The sequence below is a fragment of the Grimontia sp. AD028 genome, assembly GCF_000973155.1.
Lineage (GTDB): Bacteria > Pseudomonadota > Gammaproteobacteria > Enterobacterales > Vibrionaceae > Enterovibrio > Enterovibrio indicus.
In genome coordinates this window covers 1-15,303 of the sequence record NZ_LASY01000012.1, presented here as the reverse complement: position 1 = coordinate 15,303, position 15,303 = coordinate 1, and the positions used below count along the sequence as shown (strand labels likewise).

Annotated in this window: 15 protein-coding genes, 2 tRNA genes and 1 rRNA gene; 10 read left to right on the top strand and 8 right to left on the bottom strand. The window is 49.8% G+C overall.

Features of this window, described 5'->3' with window-relative positions; translation table 11 throughout:
• Positions 1–109 precede the first annotated feature (109 nt).
• The 3 genes from RN22_RS03050 to orn all read right to left on the bottom strand — a co-directional run bounded on the left by RN22_RS03050 (position 110) and on the right by orn (position 958).
• Positions 110–185, bottom strand: a tRNA-Gly gene (locus RN22_RS03050).
• 38 nt (positions 186–223) lie between these two features.
• Positions 224–299: transfer RNA gene (locus RN22_RS03045), tRNA-Gly, on the bottom strand.
• A gap of 113 nt (positions 300–412) precedes the next feature.
• A complete protein-coding gene (gene orn / locus RN22_RS03040; protein WP_002535604.1) occupies positions 413–958 on the bottom strand; it encodes an oligoribonuclease in 546 nt (181 codons plus the stop codon).
• 78 nt (positions 959–1,036) lie between these two features.
• Between orn and rsgA the strand changes: the two genes are divergently transcribed.
• The 4 genes from rsgA to RN22_RS03020 all read left to right on the top strand — a co-directional run bounded on the left by rsgA (position 1,037) and on the right by RN22_RS03020 (position 5,720).
• On the top strand, positions 1,037–2,089 hold the full coding sequence (gene rsgA / locus RN22_RS03035; protein ID WP_046303034.1) for a small ribosomal subunit biogenesis GTPase RsgA: 1,053 nt from the start codon (positions 1,037–1,039) through the stop codon (positions 2,087–2,089).
• A gap of 113 nt (positions 2,090–2,202) precedes the next feature.
• Positions 2,203–3,114, top strand: a complete 912-nt coding sequence (gene asd / locus RN22_RS03030; RefSeq protein WP_046303033.1) for an archaetidylserine decarboxylase — start codon at positions 2,203–2,205, stop codon at positions 3,112–3,114.
• Positions 3,115–3,312: 198 nt separating this feature from the next.
• Complete coding sequence (locus RN22_RS03025) at positions 3,313–4,728, top strand: DASS family sodium-coupled anion symporter (RefSeq protein WP_046303032.1); 1,416 nt, start codon at positions 3,313–3,315, stop codon at positions 4,726–4,728.
• Positions 4,729–4,829: 101 nt separating this feature from the next.
• A complete protein-coding gene (locus RN22_RS03020) occupies positions 4,830–5,720 on the top strand; it encodes a DMT family transporter (RefSeq protein WP_046303031.1) in 891 nt (296 codons plus the stop codon).
• A gap of 52 nt (positions 5,721–5,772) precedes the next feature.
• Here the strand turns inward: RN22_RS03020 and epmA are convergent, their stop codons facing one another.
• The gene (epmA, locus tag RN22_RS03015; RefSeq protein WP_046303030.1) at positions 5,773–6,744 is read right to left on the bottom strand and encodes an elongation factor P--(R)-beta-lysine ligase; all 972 of its coding nucleotides are present in this window, start codon (positions 6,742–6,744) and stop codon (positions 5,773–5,775) included.
• 461 nt (positions 6,745–7,205) lie between these two features.
• Between epmA and frdA the strand changes: the two genes are divergently transcribed.
• From frdA to frdD, 4 genes are read left to right on the top strand one after another with little or no spacing between them, the layout of a single operon-like run.
• A complete protein-coding gene (frdA, locus tag RN22_RS03010) occupies positions 7,206–9,017 on the top strand; it encodes a fumarate reductase (quinol) flavoprotein subunit (protein WP_046303029.1) in 1,812 nt (603 codons plus the stop codon).
• Positions 9,017–9,772, top strand: a complete 756-nt coding sequence (locus RN22_RS03005; protein WP_046303028.1) for a succinate dehydrogenase/fumarate reductase iron-sulfur subunit — start codon at positions 9,017–9,019, stop codon at positions 9,770–9,772. Before frdA ends, RN22_RS03005 begins: the two co-directional genes overlap by 1 nt.
• A 2-nt stretch (positions 9,773–9,774) precedes the next feature.
• The gene (gene frdC, locus RN22_RS03000) at positions 9,775–10,158 is read left to right on the top strand and encodes a fumarate reductase subunit FrdC (protein ID WP_046303027.1); all 384 of its coding nucleotides are present in this window, start codon (positions 9,775–9,777) and stop codon (positions 10,156–10,158) included.
• 24 nt (positions 10,159–10,182) lie between these two features.
• Entirely contained in the window at positions 10,183–10,545 is a 363-nt protein-coding gene (gene frdD / locus RN22_RS02995) for a fumarate reductase subunit FrdD (RefSeq protein WP_046303026.1), read from the top strand.
• 71 nt (positions 10,546–10,616) lie between these two features.
• On the opposite strand, the gene RN22_RS02990 is transcribed toward frdD, so the two are convergent.
• Both RN22_RS02990 and efp read right to left on the bottom strand, forming a co-directional pair.
• Positions 10,617–12,026 (bottom strand): SPFH domain-containing protein, encoded by a 1,410-nt coding sequence (locus tag RN22_RS02990; protein ID WP_002535615.1) that lies wholly within the window; start codon positions 12,024–12,026, stop codon positions 10,617–10,619.
• A 266-nt stretch (positions 12,027–12,292) separates the two neighbouring features.
• Positions 12,293–12,859, bottom strand: coding sequence for an elongation factor P (gene efp / locus RN22_RS02985; protein ID WP_002535616.1), 567 nt, complete (start codon positions 12,857–12,859; stop codon positions 12,293–12,295).
• 34 nt (positions 12,860–12,893) lie between these two features.
• On the opposite strand from efp, the gene epmB reads away from it, so the two are divergent.
• Positions 12,894–13,916: an EF-P beta-lysylation protein EpmB gene (gene epmB / locus RN22_RS02980; protein WP_046303025.1), complete on the top strand. Its 1,023-nt coding sequence runs from the start codon at positions 12,894–12,896 to the stop codon at positions 13,914–13,916.
• A gap of 95 nt (positions 13,917–14,011) precedes the next feature.
• Positions 14,012–14,506 carry a GNAT family N-acetyltransferase gene (locus tag RN22_RS02975; protein ID WP_046303024.1) on the top strand — a complete coding sequence of 165 codons (495 nt, stop codon included), beginning with the start codon at positions 14,012–14,014 and terminating at the stop codon, positions 14,504–14,506.
• Between the two features lie 47 nt (positions 14,507–14,553).
• Here the strand turns inward: RN22_RS02975 and RN22_RS02970 are convergent, their stop codons facing one another.
• Both RN22_RS02970 and rrf read right to left on the bottom strand, forming a co-directional pair.
• Positions 14,554–14,892, bottom strand: coding sequence for a 50S ribosome-binding protein YggL (locus tag RN22_RS02970; protein ID WP_046303023.1), 339 nt, complete (start codon positions 14,890–14,892; stop codon positions 14,554–14,556).
• A gap of 192 nt (positions 14,893–15,084) precedes the next feature.
• Positions 15,085–15,200, bottom strand: a 5S ribosomal RNA gene (rrf, locus tag RN22_RS02965).
• Positions 15,201–15,303 lie beyond the last annotated feature (103 nt).

Genomic DNA, 15,303 nt, shown 5'->3' with positions numbered 1-15,303 from the left:
GACACACGAGGTTCGAACTCGTGACCTCAACCTTGGCAAGGTTGCGCTCTACCAGCTGAGCTAGTGTCGCATTGTTCATCCGACAATCGATCGGAATCATTTCAAATTTTGGAGCGACACACGAGGTTCGAACTCGTGACCTCAACCTTGGCAAGGTTGCGCTCTACCAGCTGAGCTAGTGTCGCATAGATCATCCGACGATCAATCGGATCATTCAAATTTTTGGAGCGACACACGAGGTTCGAACTCGTGACCTCAACCTTGGCAAGGTTGCGCTCTACCAGCTGAGCTAGTGTCGCTTTATCAATGACATTTGTCTCTGTCAGGGCTGCGAATTATACGAAGAAAAATCGCGGATGCAATACTCTGAATCCAGAATTTTTGATTTTTCTTCGCATTGGTTATTTTGCCGTCAGATCGTAAAGATCTTGCTCCGGTAGTAACGAAGTTCCTCAATTGACTCCCGAATATCATCCAGTGCCAAATGAGTCCCTTGTTTTTTGATTCCTGACAGAACTTCAGGTTCCCAGCGACGAACCAACTCTTTGATCGTGCTGACGTCGACGGTACGGTAGTGGAAAAAACGTTCCAGTTCAGGCATATGCTTATAGAGGAAACGGCGATCCTGGCCAACACTGTTGCCACAAATCGGCGACACACCGGCAGGCACCCAGTCTTGCAGGAAAGCGATCGTTTGTTTGATCGCGTCAGTTTCACTCACGGTGCTTGCTTTCACACGATCCACCAGCCCGCTGCCAGTGTGAGTATTGGTGCACCACTCGTCCATTTTCGCCAGTTCTTCATCAGACTGGTGAATGGCGAGCACAGGCCCTTCAGCTAACACATTAAGTTCAGCATCTGTTACAACGGTAGCGATCTCAATGACTTTGTGTACTTCTGGGTCGAGCCCTGTCATTTCGAGATCAATCCAGATTAAATTCTTATCGCTGAAAGACATCCAAATTGCCTATTTTACAAGTAAACCATGTATCATACTTAGCCTGACATGAAAGCCAACTAAACTAGCGACATTCTCGTGGCAAAAAAGAAAAAGCTCACAAAAGGCCAGTTACGCCGAGTACGGACAAATCAAAAAAAACGCATCGATCGCCAGCAAGAAGAGGTCCAATGGGACGAATCTCTGCTTGAATCTGCCCGTGAAGGGGTAGTGATCACCCGTTTCGGTCAGCACGCCGACATCGAAGATACTCAAACTGGCATCATCCACCGTTGCAACCTTCGCCGCTCTATCGAAAGCTTGGTGACCGGAGACAAAGTCGTCTGGCGTCCAGGCGTGGAAACACTGCAAGGCATTGCCGGCGTTGTGGAAGCTGCTCATGAACGCCACTCAGTGCTTACCCGTCCTGATTACTATGACGGCGTCAAACCGGTCGCGGCCAATATTGATCAGGTGGTGATCGTTTCCGCGATATTACCCGAATTGTCTACGAACATTATAGACCGTTACCTGATCGCTACCGAACAGGTTGGCTTCAAGCCCCTTATCGTGATCAACAAGATTGATTTGTTGGACGATGAAGGCCTTGAAATGGTTAAGAATATCCTCTCTTTGTATGCCGCAATCGGCTACGAAGTATTGATGGTCAGCCAGAAAAGCGGTGAAGGCGTCGACGAGCTGAAAGCACGTTTGGCTGATGGCACCAGCATTTTCGTAGGCCAATCAGGCGTGGGGAAATCCAGCCTAGTGAATGCCCTGCTTCCTGAAGTGAACGCCGATATCGGTGAAGTTTCTGAAAACTCAGGGCTTGGCCAACACACTACTACGACAGCGCGTTTGTATCACTTCCCTGATGGTGGCGATCTGATTGATAGCCCAGGGGTGCGTGAGTTCGGTCTTTGGCACTTAGAGCCTGAACAGGTGACACAAGGCTTTAAAGAGTTCCGCGAATTCCTCGGTGGCTGTAAGTTCCGCGACTGCAAACACAAAGACGATCCAGGCTGTCTGCTGCGAGAAGCTGTAGAAGACGGCAAGATCAGTGTTGAGCGCTTCGAGAGCTACCACAAAATCATCGACAGCATGTCTGAGATGAAGGCAAATCGTCAGTTCTCACGCAATAAAGAAAACTGATCCATTTAGCTCAACTACACATCAACTGGTTAGCGGCCTGTTAATTTTGTAAACTAGGCCGCTTTTTAAATTCCAGGCCCGTTCTCGGGCACATACGAGTTAGGAAAATAACCGTGTCTAACGATTTAAAAATTGGCCTGCAGTACTGCATGCCAAAACACCTGCTGACTCGCCTTGTTGGCAAACTGGCAGCAGCTAAAGCCGGCTTTCTGACAACGGCTGTGATCAAGTGGTTTATCCGCCAATATAAGGTGGAAATGAACGAAGCTAAGAACCCAGATCCGAAAAGCTATCCAACCTTTAATGACTTCTTCGTCCGCGAATTAAAAGAAGGCGCACGCCCTCTGAATGACGAAGCAAGCGTGATTGCCCACCCTGCCGATGCATGTGTGAGCCAAGCTGGCCCAATTGAAAAAGGCCGTCTGATTCAAGCGAAAGGCCACACCTTTGATGCCTGTGAGCTGCTGGGCGGCGACGCCAAGCTGGCGGAAGAGTTTACTGATGGTGACTTCGCCACGCTGTACCTGTCACCACGTGATTACCACCGTGTTCACATGCCATGTGACGGCGCACTGCGCCAGATGATTTACGTACCGGGCGACCTGTTTTCCGTCAACCCGCTGACCGCAGAAAACGTGCCTAACCTGTTCGCACGTAACGAGCGCGTAGTGTGTATTTTCGATACTGCTTTCGGTCCAATGGCTCACATTCTGGTTGGCGCGACCATTGTCGGCAGCATTGAAACGGTTTGGTCAGGCACGGTGACACCACCTACTGGCCAGAGCATCCGCCGCTGGGATTACCCAGCAGAAGGCGAGCAAGCTATCACGCTGAAAAAAGGCGAAGAGATGGGTCGCTTCAAGCTGGGTTCAACCGTGATCAACCTGTTCTCGAAAGGCGCTATCACCTTTGATGACGCTATCATTCCTGGCAAACCAACCCGCATGGGTGAGGTTTACGCACGTCAGAACGGTGTTGAAGCATCAGCTGAGACTGAAAGCGACGAAGCGCAAACCGCCGAATAAGCAGACTGTTCACACAAACTGTGATCTGTAACGAAAAGGGCAGCAATGCCCTTTTTTTGTGCCCAAAGTTTATCCAAACACAGAGTATTTTCTCGGCCACTCCGTATCCTGTAGCTCGTACTGAGCGGCTCAACACAATGAAATAACAAGCAAATACTGGCCGCTTATTTCTGTTTTCTGAGAATGGAAGTCTGCCGTATGCCAAGCCTTTCCCGCGCTGATATTTTGAAGTTTGTTGTGGCGTTTGGTGTCCCCTCGGGTGTGTTGATGATGCCCATAGATTGGATCCCATTGGATGACCTGACTGTGATACAGCATCGCCTGCTGGCGATTTTCCTGCTAGCTGCCCTACTTTGGGTGCTTGAGCCCGTGCCGGTATTTGCCACCTCAATCCTGATCATCGCCCTTGAGCTCATTATGATCTCTGACAAAGGACTCTCTTTATTCCGTGAAGCGGTGCCCGGTCATGATCTGGGCGAACTCATCAAATATACCGACATCTTCAGCGCCTTCTCGTCCCCCATTATCATCCTGTTTATGGGCGGTTTTGCGCTGGCGATTGCCGCTTCCAAGTACGATCTCGACAACAATCTCGCCCGTGTTCTGCTTAAGCCTTTCGGCACCAAGCCAAGCTTTATCATGCTGGGCTTAATGCTAATTACTGCGGTGTTTTCGATGTTCATGTCCAACACCGCCACCACGGTTATGATGCTGGCACTGCTTGCCCCTATTGTGGCGTCAGTGCCTCGCGGTGATAACGGCGTAAAAGCACTGGTGCTGTGTATTCCCATTGCTGCCAATACCGGAGGTATCGCCACGCCCATTGGTACGCCGCCGAATGCCATTGCGCTGCAATACCTCACCGGTGAAAACGCCATCAGCTTTCTGGAATGGATGACCATGGGCCTGCCTTTTGTGGTGGTGCAACTGGCTTTTGCCTGGTGGCTGCTGCAAAAACTCTTCCCCACTGAACAGGAAGAAATGAAGCTCAAGCTCAACGGTGCTTTTCAAAAAAGCTGGCGTGCTTACACGGTATATGCCACGTTTGCCGCTACTATCCTGCTTTGGATGACCACCAGCCTGCACGGCATGAACACTTATGTCGTGTCGATCATTCCACTCGCGGTATTCACCCTGACCGGCATCATGGGCAAAGAAGAGTTAAAACTCATTAACTGGGATGTGCTTTGGCTGGTTGCCGGTGGTATCGCGATTGGTTTGGCTCTCGACAAAACCGGGCTGGCCGCTGCGCTGGCTCATGCCGTGGATTACGATGCCCTGTCGCCACTCGCCGTGGTGCTGACGCTCTCTATGATTTGCTGGCTAATGGCCAATTTCATGTCCAACACGGCCACTGCCAACCTACTGATGCCGATTGCCGCAGCGGTTGCGATGTCGATGGACAGCCTTGTTTCTGTCGGCGGCATTCAAGGGCTTCTTGTCGTCGTTGCCTTCTCAGCATCTCTTGGCATGATCCTTCCTGTATCAACACCACCAAACAGTCTGGCTTACTCCACTGGTCTGATTGAAAGCAAAGATATGGCAAAAGTAGGTCTAATTGTGGGTCTGGTTGGCCTTGCAATTGTCTACGCCGCGCTGCTCGTCCTAAACTGATCCCATCTATTTGCGGGGAAAGCGCACTGAGCACTTTTCCCGCCTAGCTTCAGCGGATAAACTCGCGCTCCTTTCCGGTTCTTTAAGTTAAAGGTGTCATCTTGGGTTACGAATGGCTCGCGCTCGGCGCTGCCTTCCTGTGGGGTATTTCCAGCCTGATTTCTGTCACGCCTGCGCGTCACTTGGGCAGCTTTGCCTATAGTCGCTGGCGGATGGCGTGTGTATCAGTGATGCTGACGACATTGGCCTTGTTTACAGGTGGCTGGGCAACCGTCTCATCCGATATTCTCTGGCCGATGGCACTGTCTGGTCTTATCGGAATATTTATTGGCGATACCGCCCTGTTTGGCTGTATGAACCGAATAGGACCCCGACGCTCTGGCCTTTTGTATTCCTGCCATGCGGTCTTTTCTGCCCTGCTTGGCATTTGGCTGTTTGGTGAAACGCTAGAAGGGATCCGTCTGCTCGGTGCCATTCTGGTGTTCTCCGGAGTGATGATTGCGGTCTTCTTCCGCCAAAGTGGTAATGCCCATCAATGGGAAGAAACTAAAGGCAACATCTGGGTGGCTGTCGGGCTGGGTTTAACCGCAGCGCTTTGTCAGTCGTTGGGTGGGGTCATTGCCAAGCCTGTTTTAACACAAGGGGTAGATCCGATTGCCGCTTCCGCCATCCGAATGATTGCAGCTTTCCTTGCCCACGGCACACTGATTTTCCTCCAGATACGTGTCGCGCAACCCGTTAACCCGATCAACTGGCGTATCTTCGGTATGGTCGTCGTTAATGGCTTTCTGGCAATGGCAGTCGGTATGACCCTGATTATGTACGCGCTGAGATGGGGAGAAGTAGGCATGGTCGCGCTACTGTCTTCCACGACACCGGTAATGATCCTGCCATTGATTTGGCTATTTACCCGCGTGCGCCCTGCACCAAGCGCTTGGTTAGGTGCGGCGCTCGCTGTTATTGGCGCAGGTCTTATCGTTACCAGTAGCTGATAGGATTCCCAATAAAAACGCCGCATGATGCGGCGTTTTTATTGGCTCGGGATTAGGCTCGCCCGACCGGAAAAGCAATCACCTCATCGATGTGGGTTTTGCCTAAAGCCAGCATGATCAGACGATCGATACCCAACGCAACACCTGCGCAATCCGGCAAGCCATAACGAATCGCTTCAATCAAATGATGATCGATAGGCTGAGCTTTCAGCCCCATCTTTTCGCGCTTGCGGTTATCTTCTTCAAAACGGGCCAATTGCTCGTCGGCGTTGTCCAGTTCATAGAAACCATTCGCGAGCTCAATACCTTTAAAGTAGACCTCGAAGCGCGCCGCCACGCGATTATCGTCTTCACACACTCGCGACAGTGCCGCCTGTGATGCCGGGAAGTTGTAAACGAAAGCCGGAACAGTTTGGCCAATTTTCTCTTCAACGCCAACGCTGAATAGAAGTTGCAGCAAGGTATCGCGGTCTTCTTCCGGATCGGCGATATCAGACAATCCCAGTGGTCTAGCTGCGGCCTTTAACTCGTCCATCGAGCCTTCTAGCGGGCAAACACCGAGTACCTTGATGAACGCTTCCTGATACGTCATTCGCTCTGCACCGCCAACGCCCAGAATCAGTTGTAGCAAGGCATCCATTTCATCCATCAATGCATGATGGTCAAAGCCTGGACGGTACCATTCCAGCATGGTGAACTCAGGGTTGTGGTTTCGGCCCGCTTCTTCGTTACGAAACGCTTTGTTGATTTGGTAGATAGCCCCACTTCCCGCCGCCAGCAGGCGTTTCATGTGGAACTCAGGGCTGGTCATCATGTAAAGCGGGATACCCTTAGCGAAACCTGGGCCGACAAATTCCGTCTTGAAGGTATGCAGATGAAAATCCGTCACCGTCGCCTGACTCATGGCTGGCGTGTCCACTTCCAGCACATCACGCTCTGCAAAAAAGCCGTGAATATCGTTCACCAGTTTGGCTCTGGCTTTCAGGGTTTCAATTTCTGCGGTGGGACGCCATTCAAGGGTCATTGCTATCACTCAATCTCATTATGACTGGCGGCATTTTAGCTTTCGCGAGGCATGATAGAAACCCGTGCTTTTATCAGCCTCAGAAATGCCTTTTCTGCCCTTTCATTCAAGCGACTGAATTAGCGCAATAAAAGCGCACAACTCCTTTCAATAACCATTCTCATTTTCACCGTTTTTCCTTTTTAAAAGAGAGGGTTAAATTGCATTCATCGATGACAGATTTTACGTGTCAGAAACAAGAGAAAACGACGCGCAACCTCTGTTTAACAAGGTGATTTCTTCCTGTCTAACGACCTGGATCACAAATCTACTGCTCTGGCTTTTTAGAAGGCAGAAACTCGGAACAAATACCCTTTCAGGTCAAAATTTACGGGATTTAACTTTAATAAGATGGGGAAAGTTTTTGAGTTAGATGCACGGTTAGCATCTTTAAATTTTTAACAATCCTCCGGAGGATAGCTGTGAAAACTATTACCACAGATATCGCTGTTATTGGCGCGGGCGGCGCAGGTCTTCGTACTGCAATTGCTGCTGCAGAAGCAAACCCAGAGCTGGAAATCGCTTTGGTTTCCAAAGTTTACCCAATGCGTTCCCACACAGTGGCCGCAGAAGGTGGCTCCGCCGCTGTCATCAAGGATGAGGATAGTCTCGACAACCACTTCAACGATACCGTTGGCGGTGGTGACTGGCTATGTGAACAGGACGTTGTTGAATATTTCGTAGAAAACGCGACTCGCGAAATGGTTCAGTTGGAGCAATGGGGTTGCCCATGGAGCCGCAAGGAAAACGGTGACGTAAACGTACGTCGCTTCGGTGGTATGAAGGTTGAGCGTACCTGGTTTGCCGCTGATAAAACCGGCTTCCACATGCTGCACACCCTGTTCCAGACATCGATCAAATACCCACAAATCAAACGTCTCGACGAGTATTTCGTCGTTGATCTGCTGGTTGTCGACAATGAAGTACAAGGCCTTATCGCCATTCACATGGCGGAAGGCGAACTGGTCTGCATTAAAGCGAAATCTGTCGTACTGGCAACAGGTGGTGCGGGTCGTGTTTACAACTGCAACACCAACGGCGGTATCGTGACTGGCGACGGTATGGCGATGGCTTTCCGTCACGGTGTGGCACTGCGCGACATGGAGTTCGTTCAATATCACCCAACCGGTCTGCCAGGTACCGGCATTCTGATGACAGAAGGCTGCCGCGGTGAAGGCGGTATCATCGTCAACAAGAACGGCTACCGTTACCTGCAAGATTATGGCATGGGTCCGGAAACTCCGGTTGGCCAGCCAAAGAACAAATACATGGAGCTGGGCCCGCGTGACAAAGTGTCGCAGGCGTTCTGGCACGAGCAGCAAAAAGGCAACACCATCAAACACCCTCTGGGTGACGTGGTTCACCTTGACCTTCGCCACCTGGGTGAAGAGTACCTCAAAGAACGTCTGCCGTTTATCTGTGAGCTGGCAAAAGCATACGTGAACGTCGACCCAGCCAAAGAGCCAATTCCAATCCGTCCTACCGTGCACTACACCATGGGTGGTATCGAAACCGACTCCCGTACTGAAACCAGCATTAAGGGTCTGTTTGCGGTGGGTGAATGTTCTTCTGTCGGCCTGCACGGCGCGAACCGTTTGGGCTCAAACTCACTGGCAGAACTGGTGGTCTTTGGCCGCGTAGCCGGTGAAGGTGCCGCTGACCGTGCCGCAGAATTCAAAGGCTGGAACGAAGCTGAAATCGCAAATCAGATGGAAGCAGTGAAAGCTCGCATCGATTTGCTGATGTCTCAAGAAGGCGATGAGAACTGGGCGGAAATCCGCACTGAAATGGGTCATACCATGGAAGCGGGTTGTGGTATCTACCGTCGCGAAGATCTGATGCAAGAGACCATCAACAAGCTGGCTGAGCTGAAAGAGCGCTACAAGCGCATCAGCATCAAAGACAAGGGCAAAGTATTCAACACCGACCTGCTGTATGCGATTGAAGTGGGCTACGGTCTGGAAGTTGCTGAAGCCATGGCACACTCCGCCGTGCTTCGCCGTGAATCCCGCGGTGCGCACCAGCGTTTAGATGACGGCTGCACCGAGCGTGATGACCAGAACTTCCTGAAGCACTCGCTGGCGTTCTATAACCCTGAAAGTGCACCAACGATTAAATACAGTGACGTGAAAATCACCAAATCTCAGCCTAAAGCACGTCTGTACGGCGCCGCTGCAGAAGAAGCAGAAGCAGCAGCGAAGAAGGCTGAAAAAGCAGAGAAGGAGCAGGCATAATGTCAGCAAACCGCATTCAGAAAGTCAGCATTCTTCGCTACGACCCATCGAAAGATGACGAACCACGTCTGCAAACCTTCGACGTACCATTTGATGAAACCATGTCTGTACTGGACGCATTGGGTTACATCAAGGATCACCTGGACAAAGATCTGTCTTACCGCTGGTCTTGTCGCATGGCGATCTGTGGTTCGTGCGGCATCATGGTCAACAAGGTGCCAAAACTGGCATGTAAAGCCTTCCTGCGTGATTACCCAGACGGCGTAACCATCGAGCCACTGGCGAACTTCCCTATCGAGAAAGATTTGATTGTCGACATGACGCCGTTCATCGAGCGTCTTGAAGCCATCAAGCCTTACATCATTGGTAATGACCGCACACCGGAAGATGGCCCGAACAACCAGACGCCTGAGCAAATGGCGCGCTACAAACAGTTCGCTGGCTGCATCAATTGTGGTCTATGTTACGCGGCATGTCCGCAGTTTGGTCTAAACCCTGAGTTCATTGGTCCTGCCGCGCTGACACTGGCCCATCGCTACAACCTCGACAGCCGTGATAATGGCGCTGCTGAGCGTATGAAGCTGATTAACGGTGAAAACGGCGCTTGGGGTTGTACCTTCGTGGGTTACTGCTCTGAAGTGTGTCCGAAGAACGTTGACCCGGCAGGCGCAGTAAACCAAGGCAAGATCGCATCGTCACAAGACTTCGTGATCGCAATGCTCAAGCCAGATGGCTCTAAGAAAGTGGAGGCTTAAGGATGTCTAACCGTAAACCTTACGTTCGTGAAATGAAGCGTACCTGGTGGAAAGACCATCCTTTCTACCGCATGTACATGGTGCGTGAAGCCACTGTGCTTCCGCTGATTTTCTTCACCCTGTGCCTGACTTTCGGTTTAGGCAGTCTGGTCGTTGGCGAAGCGGCATGGAATGGCTGGTTGTCATTCATGGCAAACCCAGTGGTTATCGCGATCAACATCGTGGCACTCGCGGGTAGCCTGTTCCATGCACAGACTTTCTTCAGCATGATGCCGCAAGTGATGCCTATCCGCATCGGTGGCAAACTGCTCGATAAGAAAGTGATCGTCCTGACGCAGTGGGCTGCTGTTGCGGTGATTTCTGCTGTCATTCTGTTTCTGGTTTAACCCCGACATCTGAGGAGATTTAACGTGGTCGATTTGAATCCAAAACGTTCTGACGAACCGGTATGGTGGGGTCTGTTTGGTGCAGGTGGTTCATGGTTTGCAATGATCACCCCTGTGACTATTCTGGTTCTGGGCATCATGGCACCAATGGGCATGCTGGATGTAGAAGCATTGAGCTACGAGCGCGTGACAGGTTTTGTCACCAGCTTCATCGGCGCACTGTTCACCATCGGTACTCTGTCTCTACCAATGTGGCATGCAATGCACCGCTTGCACCATGGTATGCATGATCTGAAATTCCACACTGGCACCGCAGGCAAAGTCGCTTGTTACGCCACGGCATTTTTGATCACTGCCCTGTCTGTTATCTTCATTTTTATGATTTAGCAGCCAACAAAACGAGAAAAAGGGAGCATTTGCTCCCTTTTTGTTTACCTAGGTTCTGTTGAGATAGGCCTTTACTGCTGCACTTTCTGCATGGCTTCGGTTTTTTCCATCATTCCCAATGCGCCAAGCCCGGTGATCACATCAAGATTAGTGGTCATCTTGCCGCCATCACCACCACCAAAGTAGTGCTTTGGTACTTCAACTTTGAAGTCTTTCAGGTTGTGATAAAGCGACGTAGAAATATCACGGTTAAGTTCTGCCAGATACACATCGCGGTTTGCACCATAGGCATCATACTTGGCTTTCAATATGGCCGCCTCCGCTTCACCTTTAGCCAGAATCGCTAGAGCTTCGAACTCCGCAGCCTTCGCGTTAGCTTGTTGAATCGCAAGGTTGGCTTCGGCAATCGCCAGCTCTTTGGATTTCTCCACTTCCGCCAATTGCTTGGTTTTCTCTACCTCAACAATCTCACGTTTGGCAATTTGCTGCGCAACCGCTACCTCTTTTTGTTGGGCAATCACCGCCAGCTCTTTAGTACGCTGTGCATCCTGTACTTCACGGGTACGTTGGATTTCTTTACGAAGCTGCTCGGTTTCCGCTTGCGCCTTCGAGGTTTCCTGCTCCTGAATTGCACGGATACGATCCGCGACCAGTCGTTTCTTGTCAGCTAACAATTGGTCTAACTGTTTCTCCGGTTGTGGATCGCCAATGGTGACCTGAGTGACATGAATACCATATTGCTGCAGCGGGTTATCCTGGCGGATTGGCTGACCACTCGCATCACGCACAGGCACGGTTTTCCATACCAATTGTTGGGTGCGTTGTAGCTTATTGGCATCAGACTGATCCAAACCAACAGGGGCCAAATCCAGCTCTTCTACTTCAACCTGACGACGCTCGGTCAAATAGATCCCCTCACGAAGCTGATCGCCAAGCTTGGATTTGAATTGGTTCAGTCCGCCCTGGAAGAATTCCTCTCCCGTGTACTGGGTTGCCGTGATCACCGTGACGTTTCGTGCGTTTTTCACCAATAAAGCATCGATCAGGTTGCTGTTGTTACGAAATTCTCGGTGCATTTTCTTCACGGCTTCCGGATCGTTGCTTAGCTTAAAGCGGTAAGTCACCGGAATTTGACCAATGTAAGTATCCGCAAAACGCACTTGCACCGGATCCAGCCGCTGGTAGAAATCTTCACCTGCGTTGTTACCGAATGACACAGTGATCACTTGATCGTACTGCGTGATTTTCGACAAAAACGGCATCCGGAAATGAATACCCGGCTCGGTAAACACATCCAGCTCACCTGTCATATTGTTCTGGTGAACATAGGTGTAGCCTGCATCTGTCATCAATACTGAGCTATTAATTGTCAGTCCCAACCCGAGCAGCGGTATACCTATAATCGCTGCTTTGAGACCTGTTCTAGCCAACTGACGTCTTTCTTCCATTTTTAAACCCTGTCCTAGATTTTTAGTGTCCATATTCTTTTCCTTCTTATTTGCTGCTTGATGAATAAAGCGGTATGGCTTTTAGGCCAAAGTGAATAACTACTCATCACCAGCGGGAATAAATGTAACAAAAAACTCACAACAGGAATATTCGAAACATTAACTGAATTTATTCGGTTTTAACGAAATATAACAACAAGGAATGATAGGAGGGTGCTTTCGAAGATAAATTGGAATCTACGGGGCTATAATACGCAAAAAGCGCCCCGAAGGACGCTTTTCAGCATAGAAGTAATGAATTACTTCACGCGGCTTACGTATTCACCTGAGCGAGTGTCAACTTTGATCACTTCGCCGATTTGGATGAACAGAGGAACGCGTACGACTGCACCAGTGATCAGAGTTGCTGGCTTACCACCGGTACCCTGAGTATCGCCTTTCAGGCCTGGGTCAGTTTCAGTCACTTCCAGCTCAACAAAGTTTGGTGGAGTCACTGCGATTGGGTTGCCGTTCCACAGAGTCAGAGTACAACGATCGTTCTCTTTCAGCCATTTAATGTTTTCGCTTACTGCTTTCTCGTCAGCTGCGATTTGCTCAAATGATTCTGCGTTCATGAAATGCCAGAACTCACCATCGGTGTACAGGTAGTCCAGTTCCATATCGATAACGTCAGCAGCTTCAACAGAGTCGCCAGACTTGAAAGTCTTCTCCAGCACTTTGCCAGAAAGCAATTTGCGGATTTTCACGCGGTTGAACGCTTGGCCTTTACCTGGCTTAACGAACTCGTTTTCGATAATGACACAAGGCTCGTTATCGAGCATAATTTTCATTCCGCCGCGGAATTCATTGGTGCTAAAAGACGCCATGTCTATCCTCTTAACATCTTCGAAGTTGTCATAAATGCCGGACATAATAACCCGAAATGCGCCTTCTGTTGAGCAAAACTGGCTCAAAGAAATGGCAAATGCTGTCTCAGATCCTCAAAAGCTTCTGCAACAGCTTGATATAGAGCCTTCCGCATGGACGTCTGGCTTCAGCGCGCGTGAACTATTTTCCCAGCGCGTGCCACAAAGCTTCATCAATCGCATGGAAAAAGGTAACCCACACGACCCTCTGCTGCGTCAAGTGTTGCCAGTGATTGAAGAGTTCGAAGAAGTCAGTGGTTTCACCACAGATCCACTTGAAGAGCAGGACAATACGATTCCAGGCCTGCTGCACAAATACAAAAACCGCGTACTGATGATTGTTAAGGGTGGCTGCGCGATTAATTGCCGCTATTGTTTTCGTCGCCATTTCCCGTATGAAGACAACAGAGGTGGGAAAGACGTCTGGCGCGAAGCGATCACTTACTTACACCAGCATCCCGAAGTGGATGAAGTCATCCTTTCAGGTGGCGACCCACTGATGGCAAAAGATCACGAACTGCAATGGCTGATTGAAGCCATAGAGTCTGTACCGCATATCAAGCGTCTCCGTATCCACACACGTTTACCTGTCGTTATTCCATCCCGAGTGACGTTAGCACTTACTCACATGCTTGAGTCATCAAGGCTTGGTGTGGTGTTGGTTACGCATATCAACCATGCTAACGAGATTGACGACGAGCTTCGAGCTTCGATGACAAAGCTGAAGCAAGCAGGCGTTACTCTCTTAAACCAAGGTGTGCTTCTCCGCGGTGTGAATGATTCTGTCGATGCACTGAAAAACCTGAGCAACAACTTATTTGATGCAGGCATCTTGCCGTATTACCTGCATGTACTGGATAAGGTAAAAGGAGCCGCGCATTTTCTGGTCGACGACGACGAAGCCAAAAAGCTGATGTCTGGCCTTATCAAAGAGGTCTCTGGCTACATGGTGCCACGCCTTACCCGCGAGATCGGTGGACGCGATAGCAAAACCCCAATAGACCTTCACCTTGAGTGATAAAAGTAAGCAATCACCAACTAAAAAACTGCTTGCTTAGCAGTCAGTTGCAAGCAATGATGAACAGTCCCTCTGGCATTACCTAAGGAGTGACTATGCCTGTAACTGTTCGTCCTGTAGAGCCTCGCGATATTCCTGCTATTCAGCAACTTTATGCCTGCCCGAAAGCACAAGCTGGCACACTGCAAATGCCACTACCATCGCTCACGATGTGGGAAAAGCGACTCAATAATATACCGGATGACATTTACTGCCTGGTCGCAGAAGAGGATGGTGAGATAGTCGGTCAATTGGGCTTTGAAGCCAACCAAAAAGGGCGAAGACGTCATGTCGGACAATTTGGCATGGCTGTGCATGACGACCACACTGGAAAAGGCGTCGCCAGTGCATTACTTTGCGCGATGATTGATTTAGCGGACAACTGGCTGAACCTGCGCAGAATTGAGTTAACCGTTTACAGTGACAATGAAGCCGCGATTGCCTTGTATCAAAAGTTTGGTTTTAGGCAGGAAGGTGTCGCGGTTGATTACGCGTTCCGAAATGGAAAATACATCGATGCGCTTTTTATGGCACGCCTGAACACTCAATAATCCAAGAACACAATAGAGATCCGGTCATCCGGATCCTTTTGTTTTAATTAATCAACAAACTCCAGTTGATGGAGATCGACAAGCGGTCCCAACTCCAACAACTCCACTTCATTACGCTCTTCAATCCATGTTTTGATGGATTCTCTATCCTGCTCAGTCGCAGAACCATATCTGAGAGCGGAACCTATAACCAGCTCGATATCACTCATACCCCCACCGCCCACAAGCAGATGCCGAGATTCAGCAAAATCAGCAAGTGACTCGATAAAAATATCCAGCTCCTCATCACTTTCCGTATTCAGCTTCAAACCGATCACAAAGCCAAAAACCGCAAATTCATCCAGATACAGTTTCTTTCTCAATCGCTTAGAACGTTGTGATGGCATGGCTCAGGTTCCTGTCAGATAACAAGTGCTGACAGTGTAGAAGCTAGTCGAGAAGTTGTCGGTAGCAAAGGTTAAAAAACGGGAGCAGTGGTAAATATGGAAAGATGTAGATGCAAAAAAGCCCTGACCGTCAGGTCAGGGCTTCTTCTACTTTTTGTCTTCACTTTTTCAAAAAGTGAAAGAAAATTGGAAGCCTGGCGATGTCCTACTCTCACATGGGGAGACCCCACACTACCATCGGCGCTGTTACGTTTCACTACTGAGTTCGGCATGGAGTCAGGTGGGTCCATAACGCTATGGTCGCCAAGCAAATTCTGCTAAGTCTTCACCTTTAAAAAAGGTAAAAACCAAAATCTTGGAAAGCTGTTTCTGTGTTCTCTACACATTCAAGGTTCTATCTGAGTCCGTCAA